At 36.5% G+C, this 16,418-nt stretch carries 17 protein-coding genes; 12 read left to right on the top strand and 5 right to left on the bottom strand.

Annotated elements, in window-relative coordinates:
• Nucleotides 1-32: 32 nt before the first annotated feature.
• Nucleotides 33-848, bottom strand: coding sequence for a Cof-type HAD-IIB family hydrolase (locus tag AN964_RS16830; RefSeq protein WP_055740796.1), 816 nt, complete (start codon nt 846-848; stop codon nt 33-35).
• A gap of 259 nt (nt 849-1,107) precedes the next feature.
• On the opposite strand from AN964_RS16830, the gene AN964_RS16825 reads away from it, so the two are divergent.
• The 4 genes from AN964_RS16825 (at nt 1,108) to clpB (ending at nt 5,551) form a co-directional block, all read left to right on the top strand.
• On the top strand, nt 1,108-1,875 hold the full coding sequence (locus AN964_RS16825) for an alpha/beta fold hydrolase (RefSeq protein ID WP_055740795.1): 768 nt from the start codon (nt 1,108-1,110) through the stop codon (nt 1,873-1,875).
• 70 nt (nt 1,876-1,945) lie between these two features.
• Entirely contained in the window at nt 1,946-2,254 is a 309-nt protein-coding gene (locus tag AN964_RS16820) for a metal-sulfur cluster assembly factor (protein WP_055740794.1), read from the top strand.
• Nucleotides 2,255-2,485: 231 nt separating this feature from the next.
• A complete protein-coding gene (locus tag AN964_RS16815) occupies nt 2,486-2,665 on the top strand; it encodes a YjzC family protein (RefSeq protein WP_055740793.1) in 180 nt (59 codons plus the stop codon).
• Between the two features lie 285 nt (nt 2,666-2,950).
• On the top strand, nt 2,951-5,551 hold the full coding sequence (gene clpB, locus AN964_RS16810; protein WP_055740792.1) for an ATP-dependent chaperone ClpB: 2,601 nt from the start codon (nt 2,951-2,953) through the stop codon (nt 5,549-5,551).
• A 23-nt stretch (nt 5,552-5,574) separates the two neighbouring features.
• On the opposite strand, the gene AN964_RS16805 is transcribed toward clpB, so the two are convergent.
• Nucleotides 5,575-5,757 (bottom strand): YjzD family protein, encoded by a 183-nt coding sequence (locus AN964_RS16805; protein ID WP_055740791.1) that lies wholly within the window; start codon nt 5,755-5,757, stop codon nt 5,575-5,577.
• Between the two features lie 330 nt (nt 5,758-6,087).
• On the opposite strand from AN964_RS16805, the gene AN964_RS16800 reads away from it, so the two are divergent.
• From AN964_RS16800 to AN964_RS16790, 3 genes are all read left to right on the top strand, one after another.
• Nucleotides 6,088-6,825 carry an alpha/beta fold hydrolase gene (locus AN964_RS16800; protein WP_055740790.1) on the top strand — a complete coding sequence of 246 codons (738 nt, stop codon included), beginning with the start codon at nt 6,088-6,090 and terminating at the stop codon, nt 6,823-6,825.
• A gap of 57 nt (nt 6,826-6,882) precedes the next feature.
• Nucleotides 6,883-7,668: a Rossmann-fold NAD(P)-binding domain-containing protein gene (locus AN964_RS16795; RefSeq protein WP_055740789.1), complete on the top strand. Its 786-nt coding sequence runs from the start codon at nt 6,883-6,885 to the stop codon at nt 7,666-7,668.
• 303 nt (nt 7,669-7,971) lie between these two features.
• Nucleotides 7,972-8,157 (top strand): ComZ family protein, encoded by a 186-nt coding sequence (locus tag AN964_RS16790; RefSeq protein ID WP_055741274.1) that lies wholly within the window; start codon nt 7,972-7,974, stop codon nt 8,155-8,157.
• A 36-nt stretch (nt 8,158-8,193) separates the two neighbouring features.
• On the opposite strand, the gene AN964_RS16785 is transcribed toward AN964_RS16790, so the two are convergent.
• Entirely contained in the window at nt 8,194-8,556 is a 363-nt protein-coding gene (locus AN964_RS16785) for a hypothetical protein (RefSeq protein ID WP_055740788.1), read from the bottom strand.
• A gap of 246 nt (nt 8,557-8,802) precedes the next feature.
• Between AN964_RS16785 and AN964_RS16780 the strand changes: the two genes are divergently transcribed.
• The 5 genes from AN964_RS16780 to ltrA all read left to right on the top strand — a co-directional run bounded on the left by AN964_RS16780 (nt 8,803) and on the right by ltrA (nt 14,911).
• The gene (locus AN964_RS16780; protein ID WP_055741273.1) at nt 8,803-9,741 is read left to right on the top strand and encodes a beta-ketoacyl-ACP synthase III; all 939 of its coding nucleotides are present in this window, start codon (nt 8,803-8,805) and stop codon (nt 9,739-9,741) included.
• A gap of 81 nt (nt 9,742-9,822) precedes the next feature.
• A complete protein-coding gene (fabF, locus tag AN964_RS16775) occupies nt 9,823-11,064 on the top strand; it encodes a beta-ketoacyl-ACP synthase II (protein WP_055740787.1) in 1,242 nt (413 codons plus the stop codon).
• Between the two features lie 73 nt (nt 11,065-11,137).
• Nucleotides 11,138-11,932 (top strand): DUF2268 domain-containing putative Zn-dependent protease, encoded by a 795-nt coding sequence (locus tag AN964_RS16770; RefSeq protein WP_055740786.1) that lies wholly within the window; start codon nt 11,138-11,140, stop codon nt 11,930-11,932.
• Between the two features lie 360 nt (nt 11,933-12,292).
• The gene (locus tag AN964_RS16765) at nt 12,293-13,045 is read left to right on the top strand and encodes a YjbA family protein (RefSeq protein WP_055740785.1); all 753 of its coding nucleotides are present in this window, start codon (nt 12,293-12,295) and stop codon (nt 13,043-13,045) included.
• 606 nt (nt 13,046-13,651) lie between these two features.
• Entirely contained in the window at nt 13,652-14,911 is a 1,260-nt protein-coding gene (gene ltrA / locus AN964_RS16760; protein ID WP_055737770.1) for a group II intron reverse transcriptase/maturase, read from the top strand.
• 52 nt (nt 14,912-14,963) lie between these two features.
• Here ltrA and trpS read toward each other — a convergent pair whose 3' ends face one another.
• Together trpS and AN964_RS16750 are read right to left on the bottom strand one after the other, a co-directional pair.
• Nucleotides 14,964-15,965, bottom strand: a complete 1,002-nt coding sequence (gene trpS / locus AN964_RS16755) for a tryptophan--tRNA ligase (protein ID WP_055740784.1) — start codon at nt 15,963-15,965, stop codon at nt 14,964-14,966.
• Between the two features lie 42 nt (nt 15,966-16,007).
• On the bottom strand, nt 16,008-16,361 hold the full coding sequence (locus tag AN964_RS16750; RefSeq protein WP_055740783.1) for a DUF3899 domain-containing protein: 354 nt from the start codon (nt 16,359-16,361) through the stop codon (nt 16,008-16,010).
• Nucleotides 16,362-16,418: the final 57 nt, after the last annotated feature.

The raw sequence follows: 16,418 nt of genomic DNA, 5'->3' as shown, positions 1-16,418 counted from the left end.
CATTCAAATCAGGTAAAAAAATGGAATGATTGTTATTTAAGCTTGAAAAATTCTTCCAAAAATACAGAAACTCCGTCTTCCATATTGCTTGCAGTAACATGATTTGCTAAATCCTTAAGCGGCTTAATGGCATTGCCCATTGCGACGCCAATTCCCGCATATTCAATCATTTCAAAATCATTGTCCTCGTCACCAAAAGCAATAATATTCTCCTTAGGGATGTTGTAATAATTGGCAACTCTTTCAATGCCATTTGCTTTACTCAATCCGTATTTAACAATTTCAATAATATGCCAAGGTGCGCCCCAACGTCTATGGTCAATCACTTCAGCATGAACATCTGACAGAGTCGCGCGAATTTTTGGTACATCTTTTTCTTCAGCATGGATTAATAATGAAGTTGGATTATCCTGTAGGAAGGAAAGTAAATTTCCTGTTGTAACTTTTGGACTTTCATAATGGAATATTTCCAATAACTTTTCATCATGATAGTGCAAATAGACATGGTCCAGTACTTCCGCAATAATATTATGGATATTATATTGATGACAAGTGTCGACGATATCTTTTGCAATATCAATACCAATAGGTTGATGGTACATGCCCCAATCTGCTTCTAATGGATGATGAACAAATGCGCCATTAAAATTGACGATAGGGGATTTCAAGTTTAGTTCCTGATAATATCTTTTACTGGATCTAAATGGTCTCCCGGTTGAAATCATGACAATATGGCCTTGCTCCTGAAGCTTATTTATAGTGCGGGCATTTCTTTCCGAAATGTTTTTGTCATCTGTAAGAAGGGTGCCATCCAAATCTAAAGCAATTAAGTGCGGTCGTTGTGACATTTGATTTCTCCTTTGCTGATTCTTATCTTTGGGAAAATCCAAGTAAATTTGATAAACTGTCTTTGGGAAAGGCTCTTTTCTTAGTGCTGCATGTGTAGAATGAAACTCATTTTTTATAAGTGAATGCCTTTTTAAGAAAAGATGCCCTAAACTAAATATACAATTTAGCCAATCGAAATATTAAAAAAATGTTTGTAGTTTCAATATACTAAATAATAGTAATAATTAGAAGGAATATGTGTCAGAAGGAGCCATCACTGTGATTCAAATACAAAAAGAAATGATAGAAGATATACCAGTTTTACATGTTGGGAAGGATCAGGTTTTTAAAGAAAAAGCCCCTCTTGTAATTTTTATTCATGGGTTTGAATCAGCAAAAGAGCATAATCTTCATTACGCCTATTTATTAGCTGAAAAAGGTTTTAGAGTAGTTTTACCTGAAATTTTGTTTCACGGTGAAAGACAGACAGAATCGTCTCAAATGGAAGTGTTGTTTAAATTTTGGGAGATTATTTTAAAAACAATCCATGAAATTAATGTAATTAAGAATTATTATGTGAAAAGCGGTAATACAGACCCAGATAGAATTGGACTAGTTGGAACGTCCATGGGCGGGATTATTACATCTGGTGCCTTAACAAAATACGATTGGATTAAAGCGGCAGTTATTTTAATGGGAAGTCCAAATTACGAGGCATTTGCTCTTGAACAAATTCAAAAATTAAAGAATAACGGCATCAAAATTCCACTGACCGATAAGGAATTGCAGGACCAAATATCCGCTTTGGAGGAATATGATTTAAGTAAACATTTAGAATTAATTAAGATGCGTCCTATTTTATTCTGGCATGGTGTAAAAGATAACATGGTTCCTTACCAGCCTACATATGATTTTTATAAAAGGATTCAATATTTGTATGCTGAAGCTCCAGAACGATTAGAGTTCATAACAGATAAGAATTCAGGGCATAAGGTTTCTAGAAATGGCTTGTTGAAAACAGTGGATTGGTTTGAAAGATGGCTTTAAAGATGTTTAATTTCTTTTTTTACGTCAAGTTTGCTATGATATGATTAAAGATATGAAGGAGTGAATTAGAATGGATGAGGAACTAAGAGAAAGTATTCTTGGTGCTTTAGAACAAGTAATTGACCCCGAGCTTGGAATAGATATTGTCAATCTTGGGCTTGTATATGATTTAGATTTAGATGATTCTGGGAAATGTACAGTTACTATGACATTAACTGCAATGGGATGCCCGCTAGCTGGTGTTATAGTTGACCAGGTTCAAACGGCACTGCGGGATTTACCTGAAGTGAAGGAAACAGAAGTGAACATTGTCTGGAATCCGCCATGGTCAAAAGACCGCTTGTCTCGTTATGCAAAAATCGCTTTAGGCATTAGCTAAGCCCTTTTCTTAATTTGAAAACTTAAAATAACAGCCTTTTTTGGGTTAAAAATAAATAAAATTTATTCAAAACGATGCCTTGTAATCAATTCGGTTTAGGATTTATTACAAATGAAGAAGGCAAAAACAATGAAAAAAACTGCATAAGCTAAAATGGAAAAAACATACGCTTATGTCCCTTCTGAAATGATGCAAAATAGTATTGACGCTACTTTAAGGAGGGAAAACCGTATGGGACAACGACGCCGATTTCATTCCGGAGATAAAGCTCCTAATAACGGAGTGTATGTGGAAGTTGGAGAAAATGGCAGTATGGTGATTAATCCGAAAAGTATCAGACTAAAAGCGGGAGATCATTTCCCGGAAACCTCAAATGATGAGCGTCATTGGACATATAAGCGCAAACCTTAAGCCATCCTGATTTGGATGGCTTTTTGTATGGACTGATGTGTTTGACTGTATTATTTTGAGTAGTGCTTGAATTATTCGGAGAAGTGCTTGAATTATTCCAGGAAGTGCCTGAATTAATTATATTTCACATAATAAACGAATAATTTTCCGGAAACAATTTGTGAGGTTATTGAAACATTATTGATAATCCATATGTAAAACACATAAGCAACCTACAATTTTGCTCTTTGGTAATATATAGCATAAAATAAACTTAACATTATTCACACTTGGGGTGATGAAAAAGTGGATATAAATAAAATGACATTTTCCGTACAGGAAGGCTTGGCGGAAGCCCAACAAATTACAAATAATCTGCAGAATCCGGAGGTAGATATCGTCCATTTATGGAAAGCACTCGCGGAAAAAACGGATAGCTTGTTGGTTAGTATTTATGAAAGAGCAGGCATCGCCAAACAGGATTTGGAAGCCTTAATAGATGAGATAATAAAGAAAAAACCAAAAGTATCCGGCACTAGTACCGGAGGGCAATATCTATCATCCAATTTACAAAAGCTATTTTTAGATGCCGAAAAGGAAGCAAAACAATTAGAGGATGAGTATCTTTCCGTAGAACATTTAATTCTTGGATTAACGAACCAACAACATAATGAGATATCCAGTTTTTTAATAAAAAAACAAATAACGAGAGATAAATTACTTTCGGAAATCATGCAAATAAGGGGGAATCAAAAGGTGACATCACAAAATCCGGAAAGCTCGTATGATGTTTTGAAAAAATATGGACGAGACTTAGTAGCTGCTGTTAAAGAGGGAAAAATTGACCCTGTAATAGGAAGAGATAGTGAAATACGCAATGTAATCCGAATCTTATCAAGGAAAACGAAAAATAATCCTGTTTTAATTGGCGAGCCTGGTGTCGGAAAAACTGCGATTGTTGAAGGTTTAGCCCAACGTATTGTTAGAAAGGATGTACCGGAAGGGTTAAAGGATAAATCGATTTTTGCCTTAGATATGGGATCTTTAATTGCTGGAGCTAAATTCCGAGGTGAATTTGAGGAGAGACTGAAAGCAGTTCTTCAGGAAATAAAAAAGAGTGAAGGCCGTATTCTTTTATTCATTGATGAATTACATACCATTGTTGGAGCTGGTAAAACGGAAGGTGCGATGGACGCAGGGAATATGTTGAAACCGATGCTTGCAAGGGGAGAACTTCATTGTATTGGTGCGACGACCCTAGATGAATATCGCAAGTATATTGAAAAAGACCCGGCCTTGGAAAGAAGATTTCAACAAGTACTGGTACAGGAGCCAACGGTGGAAGATACTGTTTCTATTTTACGCGGGCTTAAGGAACGGTTCGAAATTCATCACGGTGTAAATATTCATGATCGTGCTTTAGTTGCGGCAGCAACATTATCCAATCGCTATATCACCGATCGCTTTTTGCCAGATAAAGCGATTGATCTTGTTGACGAGGCATGCGCAACGATACGGGTAGAAATAGACTCAATGCCTAGCGAATTAGATGAGGTAACAAGACGTGTGATGCAGTTGGAAATTGAAGAAGCTGCACTGAAGAAGGAATCTGATGAAGCGAGTAAGGAACGTTTAGCAATTTTGCAAAAAGAATTGGCGGATTTCAAAGAAAAAGCGGATGCGATGAAAGCGAAATGGCAAGCTGAAAAAACTGAATTGTCAACAATTCAGGAAAAACGCGAACAGCTTGAAAAACTGAGGAGACAACTGGAGGAAGCAGAGAACGATTACGATTTAAATAAAGCGGCTGAATTACGTCATGGGAAAATACCAGCAGTAGAGAAAGAACTGAAGGAGTTAGAGGGTACACTTGCAGAGCATAAAGGAGAAAATAAGCTTTTACGTGAGGAAGTCACGGAAGAAGAAATTGCTGACATCGTTGCCAGGTGGACGGGAATACCGGTTTCCAAATTAGTGGAAGGGGAAAGAGAGAAACTTTTGAAACTAGAAAGTATCTTACATGAGCGAGTCATTGGACAGGATGAGGCAGTTCGTGCTGTGAGCGATGCAGTGTTGAGAGCTAGAGCTGGGATTAAAGATCCAAATCGGCCAATAGGTTCCTTTATTTTCCTCGGACCTACGGGTGTTGGAAAAACAGAGTTGGCAAAAGCATTGGCACAAGTGCTATTTGATAGCGAAGAGCAAATGATTCGAATCGATATGTCGGAATATATGGAGAAGCATGCTGTATCCAGACTAATTGGGGCGCCTCCAGGATATGTAGGTTATGAGGAAGGCGGCCAATTAACGGAGGCAGTTAGAAGGAAACCTTATTCCGTTATTTTGATGGATGAAATTGAGAAGGCACATCCGGAAGTATTTAATATTTTATTGCAGGCATTAGATGATGGGCGAATTACCGATTCTCAAGGAAGAACGGTCGATTTTAAAAATACCGTAATCATTATGACATCCAACATCGGATCCGCCTTCCTGTTGGAAAGAGAAAATAACGAAAATGAAATTGATGAGGGAACGAAAGAAAAGGTATTAAAACAACTTCGTGCATCCTTTCGACCTGAGTTCTTAAATAGAATCGATGATATTATATTATTTAAGCCATTGAACATGAAAGATATTAAAGGAATAGTTTCGAAGCTAATCGATGAACTTCAAAAGAGATTGAGCGATCAATATATAAATCTTGAAATGACAGATGAAGCAAAAGGCTGGATCGCAACTTCTGCATATGATCCAGTCTATGGTGCCCGTCCATTAAAACGATTCATTCAACAACAAATCGAAACAAAATTAGCTAGGGAAATTATTGCAGGTCATGTTCATCCCCACAATACAATTGAGATAGGATTAAATAATAATCAAATAAAGGTTTTCATAAAAAAATAACCTCGCGATTGCGAGGTTGTTTTTTACTCTTCTGTAGCAGGTGAATTAGGAATAACAGATGACAGGATAAAAATCATAACTGTTACGACTACGCTTAAAATCGACATAGTACCAATAGAATATTGAGTATCAGTCATTGCACTTCCTACATATCCTAACATTTGTACAAGTAGAAATGTCCAGAACAAAGTCCAAAAATATTTCATCTATAACACCTCAAATCTGCTGAAATTTATGTATATGAAAAATATTATTATCCGCTTACATCTTATCATAGCTTCTCACATTTAGAAAGTGAAAATTCTAGGAAGTTTTAAGCTTAATATTTCATGAGTTGCCCTTTGTCTAACACCATAGGCTATCTTCCAGAGGATGAGCAAGGCGCTTTTCTTTTCTTATTTTCTGCCCAATTATGGAATAATTGGGCTTTTCTCCTTACATTTTTTTAACGCTGGGAATACATTGTATTGAAATATGACAAATGCCTTAGAGGAAAAGAGGCAATGTTTTGTATTTACTTTTAAGGAGAAATCTTTATGTTTAATGAAACATTTCAATTCGAACAAGAGTGGTGTATGATTCACTATCCCGAAAAACCAAATGGTTTTGCTATTTTCATTATTGGTGACACTCAGCATTATGTGAATGATGAAACAAGTTTTTGGTTAGAAAACAAAGGCAGGGAAATGATGATAAGTGCATTTACAAACGAAGGATATTTGGTTTACTATTCCAATCTTTTTGGACGTAATTGGGGAAATGATATTGCAGTAAAACATGCTTTTCGATTATATCAATATATAATTCGTCAAGAAATATTAAATAATAAGATTCATGTTTTAGGGGAGGGAATGGGAGCATTGGCGGCAATTAAGCTAATTCCGTTTTTAAAGGAGAATATAAGGTCCCTTGTATTAATCTCTCCTTGTGTATCATTAGAAGCGCATATGAATCAAGAGCAAAGACGAAAGTTTTTTTATAAAAAGTTGCTCAGAGAAGTACAATTTGCCTTTCAACAACAAGGAGAAGGAAATCCGGAAGAGTGGCAAGAAGATATTACAACTAATCTAGTCGAAATGAAGAAAGGCTTGTGTATTTTTCAAAGGATTGATAATAACAGCTATAAAAGTCAAACAGAACGATTAAAGGAAATAATGGAGCAACGAAATAGGAATCATTCTCCATCAACATTCCATTTTGTTTTATCTGATCAGCAAATGAATATGACGAATAAATTGATTTCTTTTCTAAAAGAACAAGAAAACGACTTGTAAATATTCATGAAATAAATATGTGTGCATACGATACATGTATATGAAAGGGGGAACAGGATGGAAAGTACAATCGTTTGTGGTGCAATGCATTTTGTCGGATTTGAAATTTGTAAGGAACTATTAAATCGCGGATGCAGTGTTATTGCGATAGATAATGAAGAGCAGGCAGAAAGATTTCATTTGGAAAAATGGTTGGAAATCGGGAGAAATGCTAATTTAATGCGACTATCAATAGAAGAAATAAGGGATGAAATAGATTCTGAGACAGTTTGTTTTATCCCTTTTATTGATTTTCTACGGTCTTCTGAAAAAATGAATGATTTACTAAATACTGTTGAAAATCTAATTCAAATGGAAAACATTACAGAATATCACATCATTTATCCAAGTCAATATTATCATTCATTTTCAGATATGGATAAAAGAAAATTGCATACAATTTTTCAAAAAAACAATAGAATAAAAAAAGTGGTAGAATATTATGCTCCGACTTTATATGGTCCGTGGCAGCCTAATACTTATTTATTTCAGCAATTGATTGAAGGGAAACCGACAGATGATTATTTAGATGATCAGCGGGATGCTATTTTTATTGAGGATGCTGTAAAAGAAATTGTAGGCAATACGAAAGCAACTGAACATGGGCAAAGCTTATTGCTGAGAAATGTGCAATCTGATACTTGGCGGAATTGTATCCTTTTTCTAAATGAATCCTTTTCAATGCCCGATGAAAAAAAAATGATCGATAATAGTGATATACAAATAATAAATGTTAAAGAACAGCGTTCCTATCAAGAAGGATTAATCATGCAAATGGAGTGTTTTAAACGATTTTATGAATGACACTTCCCAATTTGTGCTTTCAAGGGTAGAATAAAGTGGAAATCTAACCATTCATTCTGATAGAATTTGTAGGTGGAAATTTCTTATTTTTACTTCGGCATAATATTTAGGAAATTAATTTTTTGGACATGGTGAGAATATGTTGCAACATAAATAACTAGCAATATTGTGTGCATATTCATTTGGTCAGCTTATAATGAAATGCAAACAAAAATAAAGCTTATAACAAATGCCGTTAAAAGCTTGAAAAGGGTATTAAAAAGGGAAAACTTCCAAAAGATATGGCAGGAGGAAAAAGCTCAGATGAACCAAGATAAATCATTGGAATTTATGCAAATAGCAATGAAATATTTACCTGAAGCAAAAGCAAAACTTGATGAAGCGGGAATTGAATTATCCTTTGAAATGTTGTCTCCTTTTATGGAACTATTTACAAATGTCATGAATGAAGCGTATGAATTAGGAAAAAAGGATGCATTAGAGGAATAGTGAAAAAGATAAAAATCAGCAAAAGAATGCTGATTTTTATTCTTTTTCTTTCTGTATAAAACTTTGAATCATTGGTGCGACTTTTTTAAACATAGGTTTCAGTTCATTTAAAGAAACAATTAATTGATCTACATGGGTCATTAATTCATCCATATTAACATTGCTCAAATGTTTATTATTAAGAATACTGTTTAACCATCCATCCATCTGAGGTGAATCATTTGTTGCAGGCTGGCTGCGATTTTGCCGGTCATTACGATTTTGGCGGTTTCTATTCCCAAAAAACATTGAATCGAATGGATGTACTGGCCGTGTATTTTGTTCTTGTTCTTGTCCTTGTTGTTGTCCTGTTTCTGCTTTCATTTCTTCACCAGTCTGATTAAGTTCCTCCTCACTCATCAATAGACACCTCCTATCATGATACGATATGCATAAATTTGATTGGGAGAATAGACGATTGACACAGGTAAACTATCAGAGTGACAAAAATGGGTCGTCCTGCTATAATTAGTAGCAGGTCATAATAATTGATACTTAATTTTTTATCGCTTTTGAAGCATCATAAGTACCATTAGGGTTTAGATTATGAACAGTCTTAGAAAAGACGGTTTAATAATATTTTCGCAGAAAGAAGGGAAGGCAACTATGAATGCAGGAATAATTGGCATTGGTAAGTATAGTCCAGAAAAGGTATTAACGAATTTTGATTTGGAAAAAATGATGGACACCTCAGATGAATGGATTCGAACTCGTACTGGTATAGAAGAAAGACGAATTGCGTCTGATGATATAAATACTTCGGATATGGCTTACGAGGCAGCCTTAAAGGCATTGGAAAATGCAAATTTAACAGCTGAAGATATTGATCTCATACTAGTAGCAACAGTAACACCAGATATGCCCTTCCCATCTGTAGCTTGCCTCCTCCAGGATCGTCTCGGTGCAACGAAAGCAGCAGCAATGGATATTAGTGCTGCTTGTTCGGGATTTATGTATGGAGTTGTAACAGCAAAACAGTTTATTGAAACCAATACGTATAAACATGTGTTAGTCATTGGTGTTGAAAAGCTTTCGAAAATCACAAACTGGGAGGACCGAAACACGGCTGTTCTATTTGGAGATGGTGCTGGTGCAGCTATTATTGGACCTGTATCAGAAGGAAGAGGAATATTGGCATTTGACTTAGGTGCAGCTGGTGTCGGAGCAAAGCATTTATACGAAAATGAGCATGGTCATATTATTATGAATGGCCGTGAAGTATTTAAGTTTGCAGTAAGACAAATGGGAGAGTCCAGCGAAAAGGTAATTGAAAAAGCAGGACTAAAAAAGGAAGATGTAAATTTCCTAATCCCGCATCAAGCAAATATCCGCATTATGGAATCTGCAAGACAACGCCTTGAACTCCCTATTGAAAAAATGTCTAAAACAGTTAATAAATATGGGAATACCTCTTCGGCCTCCATTCCAATCTCACTTGTGGAAGATGTAGAAGCAGGAAGAATTAAAGAGGATGATGTAGTAGTTCTTGTTGGTTTTGGCGGTGGCCTTACTTGGGGTTCAATAGCTCTAAGATGGGGAAGATAAGATTACTAATAAGAAGATTAAATGGAAATTTGGAAAATATAAAAATCTTCTTGGGTTATATAAAAAGGAGATGGATTTAAAATGAATAATAGACGTGTTGTTGTAACAGGTTTAGGAGCAGTCACTCCTGTGGGGAATGATGTAGAGACTGCTTGGAAAAATATTCTTGCGGGAAATTCAGGGATTGGTCTATTAACAAGACTAAATCCAGATGATTTCCCTGCAAAAGTGGCTGCGGAAGTAAAAGATTTTGATATTGAAAATTTTATTGAGAAAAAAGAAGCTAGGAAAATGGATCGTTTTACACATTATGCTATTGCAGCTTCCATGATGGCTGTGAAGGACGCAGATTTAACGATCAATGATGAGAATGCTTCACGTGTTGGAGTTTGGATTGGTTCAGGGATTGGCGGAATGGAAACATACGAAAATCAATTGCGAGTATTCATGGAAAAAGGATACCGTCGCGTGAGCCCATTTTTTGTTCCAATGATGATTCCTGATATGGCTGCAGGACAAGTTTCTATTTTTCTTGGTGCAAAAGGGATTAACTCTTGTACAGTAACGGCTTGTGCAACTGGAACAAACTCAATTGGAGATGCATTTAAAGTTATCCAACGTGGAGACGCTGATGCTATGATAACAGGTGGTGCTGAAGCGCCAATTACCAATATGTCTGTTGCTGGCTTTAGTGCCAATAAAGCACTTTCTACAAATCCGGATCCAAAGACAGCTAGCCGTCCTTTTGACTTAAACCGCGATGGTTTTGTCATTGGCGAGGGGGCTGGAATCATCGTTCTGGAAGAATTAGAACATGCCTTAGCACGCGGTGCGAAAATTTATGCTGAAATCGTTGGTTATGGCGCGACAGGTGATGCTCATCACATCACAGCACCAGCACCAGGCGGTGAAGGCGGAGTTCGCGCTATGAAAATGGCTATTAACGATGCAGGGTTAAACCCAGAGGATATCGATTATATTAATGCCCATGGAACAAGTACAGATTACAATGATAAATTTGAAACAATGGCAGTAAAAACTGTTTTTGGCGATTACGCTTATAAATTACCGATAAGCTCAACAAAATCCATGACAGGACACCTCCTTGGCGCAGCTGGCGGTGTAGAAGCAATATTCAGTATTTTAGCGATAAAAGATGGTATTCTTCCTCCAACTATTAATATTGAAACTCCTGATCCAGAATGTGATTTGGACTATGTGCCAGGTGAAGCTCGTAAGCAAGAAATTTCTGTTGCCATGAGTAACTCTTTAGGCTTCGGTGGTCATAATGCAACGATTGTATTTAAAAAGTTTGAGAAATAAATCGTTAAAGAGATAGGTTTTCACAGCCTATCTCTTTTTTTGTGCAAAAACATATACTGTAGTGGATAGGGAGGTGTTTAAAAATGGGGTAATAAGGACGGATAAATGGTTAGAAGAATCTTTTAACACTCCGGAGGAAATTTGTTCAAGAACAAGAGGAACCTCCAATTTAAGAAAAGACCGTGGTTTCTATCAGTATTTAAAAAGCTTCGGAATGTACCAGCCTTCCAGTTTTAATAAAAATATTTTTGAAGCATTAAAAGAAGGGTCTTACTGGCAAAAAGTAAATCGATTATATGAAAAATATAAAAACTTATGGAATGGACCTGAAGTTAATATATATATATTCCCTATAAATGGTGTAAATCGCCAATTAATGAGGCAAACAAATGGAAAATCAGGTGTTACATTTGAAAAAAATCTGTATTTATTTCTTTCTCCTCTTCAAGATTTGAAGGAGTTGGAAGCACTTTTTGTCCATGAATATCATCATGCAGCAAGAATGAATAATCTTCAAAAGATGCCTCTTGACTACACATTATTGGATTCGCTTATACTGGAAGGATTAGCAGAAACGGCAGTGGAAGAGTATTGTGGTGAAAAATATCTTGCCGAATGGACAAGAGGCTATTCTGAAAAGCTATTAAAGCGATTTTGGAAAAGTGATTTTAAAGAAAGGTTAATGATTAACAGAAGAAATTGGATGCATGATGATCTTCTTTTCGGCAGAAAATTTGTTCCAAGAATGATGGGATACGCGCTTGGGTACAAAATCATATCTGAGTATAAAAAGAATCATCCATTCTCCATCGAAAAAACATTAGCAACTCCCTCAGAAAACTTGCTCATAGACGATTTTTTAGAATAGAAGACAGCGAGGAAAACTAAAAACACGCCAAGCTCTAAGCTTTAAGCGGACACAGAATCCGTTATTTTTAAAAAGTGGCCTAATTTAAAGGTTAAGCGGACACAGAATTCGTTATTTGCAAAAAAACAGATGAAAATCACTGTTTTTTAACATAATAACGGAACGTGAGTCCGGAATCATACGGAAATAGACCATTTTGTCACGCATAACGGAACTGGTGTCCTCTAAAATTATGTTTATAGGAACATTAAGAGTATCTTGAACAATAATTTCCAAATGAACAATAATGTCGAAGGAATAATTTAACTCCTTGCTGCCTATACTGTTTGATAAACAGTTATGAAGCGAGGGGTTAATCAAATGCTGTATCTTCATGATGTATGGGTAAATTGGTTCGAAGGGGAAGAAAATGGTTACAATGTATGCCATTTTCACGAATGGCGTCGAGATGATGTTATTGAACTATTAGATCAAGTTCCACTGCTGCTGATTGAGTCCGTATTGTTTGAATACATAGAGAATGATTTAGGAGAGCTTCCACAAGGACTACTAAATGATATTTATCAGAAAGCCTATTTACGAAAAAATCATGAACGAATTCAGGTAGATTATTGTTTTGTCGTAACAGATGGCAAAGGGATATTAGCAGTGGATACAATCGGTTATCAAATTCCGATTCGTAAAAGCCGTTTAATTCCAAGACAGGAACAGTTAGTATATGATATGATTCAAGACCATGAACCAATCTCTTATAAATTTGAAATAAAGAAAAATGAAAAGGGATATCATATACTTTCCCCTGAGCCATTTTTAATGAACGGATTAACAAGAAAGGAAAGACAGTTAAAACAGCTCCTTTTTATGGCATTAGACCAGTTATATTCGTCCAAAAATACAGCAGAGATTCGTTATTGGTACACTGAATGGGCACCAGAATGTTATCAGGAAATTCAAAGTATGAAATTTGAAACAGTATGGGAGAGACTCTATACAGAGGTAAAGCTTGGCTGGTCAGAAAAGCATGCTAATCTATGTGAAAACCTGATTAAAGGACAGCCATTCTTTGAAAAACTTTGGGAGATGGAAAATGGCTCCAAAAGTGAACTCCTATAGATGAAAAAAAGAACTGGACAAGCTTCCAGTTCTTTTTTTATCGTTGTGCGCCCGGCATGGGTGTAGTCTCTAGGGTGAAAGTCCCGAACTGTGAAGGCAGAAGTAGCAGTTAGCTTAACGCAAGGGTGTCCGTGGTGACGCGGAATCTGAAGGAAGCGAGCGGCAAACTTCCGGTCTGAGGAACACGAACTTCATACAAGGCTAGGTATCATTGGATGAGTTTGCAATACAAAACAAAGTCCTTTCTGCCGAAGGTGATACAAAGTAAATGAAGCAGATAGATGGAAGGAAAGATTGCACTCTTACCCGGGGAGGTCTGGTTGATACGCCAAGTACACTTGGTAACCTATCTAGTAATGGATAGCTGAACAATCAGAAGTCAGCCGAAGTCGTAGTACTTGGTTTGCTCGAGAGAATCAAGGAAGGACTGAACCATTTTAGGAGAACAAACACTCGGCAAACGGTTCTTTATGTATGAAAGCAGAAAATTCTTACGGAACCTACCTGAAAGGAAGAAATGGTGAATTCCATGGGGGACTTCGGGAGGGCTTAGTAAAGAACCCACTTAATGAGAATGTATTGTTCACGTAGAAAGGATAAATCTCAATGTTAATGGAACGAATGCTGTCACGGGAAAATCTTTTACTGGCATTAAAGCGAGTAGAAAAGAACAAAGGAAGTCATGGAGTAGACAATATGTCCGTAAAAGACCTACGAAGACATATTCTCGAAACGTGGGATACACTTAAAACATCCTTAATGGAGGGTACTTATCAACCTTCTCCTGTCCGTCGGGTTGAAATCCCAAAACCGAACGGTGGAGTAAGGTTATTAGGTATCCCAACCGTGACAGACCGTTTCATCCAACAGGCGATTACTCAGATTTTAACCCCTATCTTCGACCCGACTTTTTCAACACAGAGCTATGGTTTTCGACCAAACAAACGAGGTCATGACGGTGTTAGACAAGCGAAGAAATATATCGAAGAGGGATACCGATGGGTAGTCGACATGGACTTGGAGAAATTCTTTGATAAAGTCAATCATGATAGATTAATGCGGACTCTATCCAAAAGGATTCAAGACAGAACGCTCCTATCACTAATTCGGAAGTATCTACAGTCTGGCATTATGATTAATGGAGTCATAACGAAATCCGAGGAGGGTACGCCCCAAGGTGGACCATTAAGTCCTTTACTCTCCAATATCGTTCTAGATGAACTAGACAAAGAGTTAGAAAAGAGAGGGCACAAGTTTGTCCGATACGCAGATGATTGTAATATCTACGTAAAATCGAGAAGAGCCGGAGAGCGAGTAATGGACTCGATTACTACTTTCATTGAATTTACTCTAAAACTAAAGGTGAATCGAGAAAAGTCAGCTGTAGACAGACCTTGGAAAAGAAAGTTTTTAGGTTTTAGCTTCACATTTCATAAGAAACCGAAGGTGCGGATGTCAAACCAAAGTATTCAACGTGTCAAGAAACGGATACGAGAATTAACTTCAAGGTCAAAACCAATTCCAATGGATTATAGAATAGAGAAGCTGAATCAATATTTGATTGGCTGGTGCGGATATTATGCATTAGCAGATACACCCACTATTTTCAAAGAATTAGACGAATGGATTAGAAGGCGTCTCAGAATGTGCCAATGGAAAGAATGGAAGAAACCAAAAACCAAAGTAAGAAAACTCATTGGATTAGGGATTCCAAAAGAGAAGGCATACGAATGGGGAAACTCTAGAAAGAAATATTGGAGAATAGCCAGAAGCCCAATCCTACAGAAAACCCTCACAAACTCCTATTGGGAGATGCGAGGGCTGAAGAGTCTTTATGTGAGATATTCTCAACTACGTCAGACATAAATGGAACCGCCGTATACGGAACCGTACGTACGGTGGTGTGAGAGGTCGGGGGTTAGTCACCTCCTCCTACTCGATTTCTACCTAACCCCATAGCATTTTCCATCTTCTTTAGCATTTTTTTTGCTACTGTATTTGCTTTTTCTGCACCCATATCTAAAATATCATCTAATTCTTGAGAGTCGATTAGGGAATAATATTTCTCTTGAATAGGTGTTAAAGCTTCCATTACAACATTTGCTAAATCCCGTTTAAAATCACCATATCCTTTTCCTACATATTTTTCCTCTATCTCATGAATAGGCAGACCGCCTAAGATGGAGTAAATGGAAAGTAGATTGGAAATTCCAGGTTTATTTTCTTTATCGTATTTTACAACCCCATCCGAATCTGTAACAGAGCTTTTAATCTTCTTTTCAATCGTTTTAGCATCATCAAGCAAGGAAATATATCCCTTTGAATTTGGATCCGATTTACTCATTTTCTTGGTTGGATCCTGTAAGGACATAATTCTGGCACCAACTTTCGGGATGCTAATCTCCGGAATGGTAAAAATATCATTATATTTTTTGTTAAATCTTTCTGCTAAATCTCTCGTTAATTCCATATGCTGTTTCTGATCTTCGCCGACAGGCACCAAATCGGTTCCGTATAGGAGAATATCAGCAGCCATTAGCGGTGGATATGTTAATAGTCCTGCTGAAACGGCTTCCTTTCCTGCTGATTTATCTTTAAATTGAGTCATTCTTTCCAGCTCACCGATATAGGCAATACATTGAAGCATCCAACCTGCCTGGGCATGTGCAGGCACTTCGGATTGAATAAAAAGGGTTACTTTATTCGGATCTAATCCAACCGCCAAGTATAATGCTGCAAGGCTTTTAATATTTTTGCGTAATTGTAAGCGATCCTGAGGAACTGTAATGGCATGCTCGTCTACAATGCAAAAATAACAATTATATTCTTCCTGTAAATCAACAAATTGTTTTAATGCTCCGATGTAATTTCCCAGAGTGATCGTTCCGCTAGGTTGAATACCTGAAAATATTGTTTTCATAAAGTTCCCTCCAAATTTTTAAACTTTTTAAATATTTCATTCTTATACATAATAATAGAGAATTAATGCGAAAGCCATTAGAAGCAACATTATTAGAGCGTTATAAAACATAGGCTTATAATTAAATGTAATTAGCTCTGAAACTGGCCTCATTTCATCAAGTTCTTCCTTTGATAACTTATTTTTATTAAACACCCGTCTAAATCCTTCAGCAGTAACATCGAAAAATCCAGTATTAAGAATGAAGATTGATATGGATATAAATAGTAGAATTCCCCCAATAATGAAAGAAATATTTATATATTGAAGCAATCCAATAGCGTGGTATCTAATAAAAGATAACAGAAACACTAATATTTGTGATGGAAAAAACCACCAAACAAGTCTTTTTATCAAAAATATCACCTCTATAGTAAAAGAATAAATAGTATGGAACAAATAATCAACTAAGTA

The sequence above is a fragment of the Heyndrickxia shackletonii genome (assembly GCF_001420715.1).
Taxonomy (GTDB): domain Bacteria; phylum Bacillota; class Bacilli; order Bacillales; family Bacillaceae_C; genus Margalitia; species Margalitia shackletonii.
Note: the sequence above shows the minus strand (reverse complement) of the source record. Positions and strands in the feature narration are given on the sequence as shown.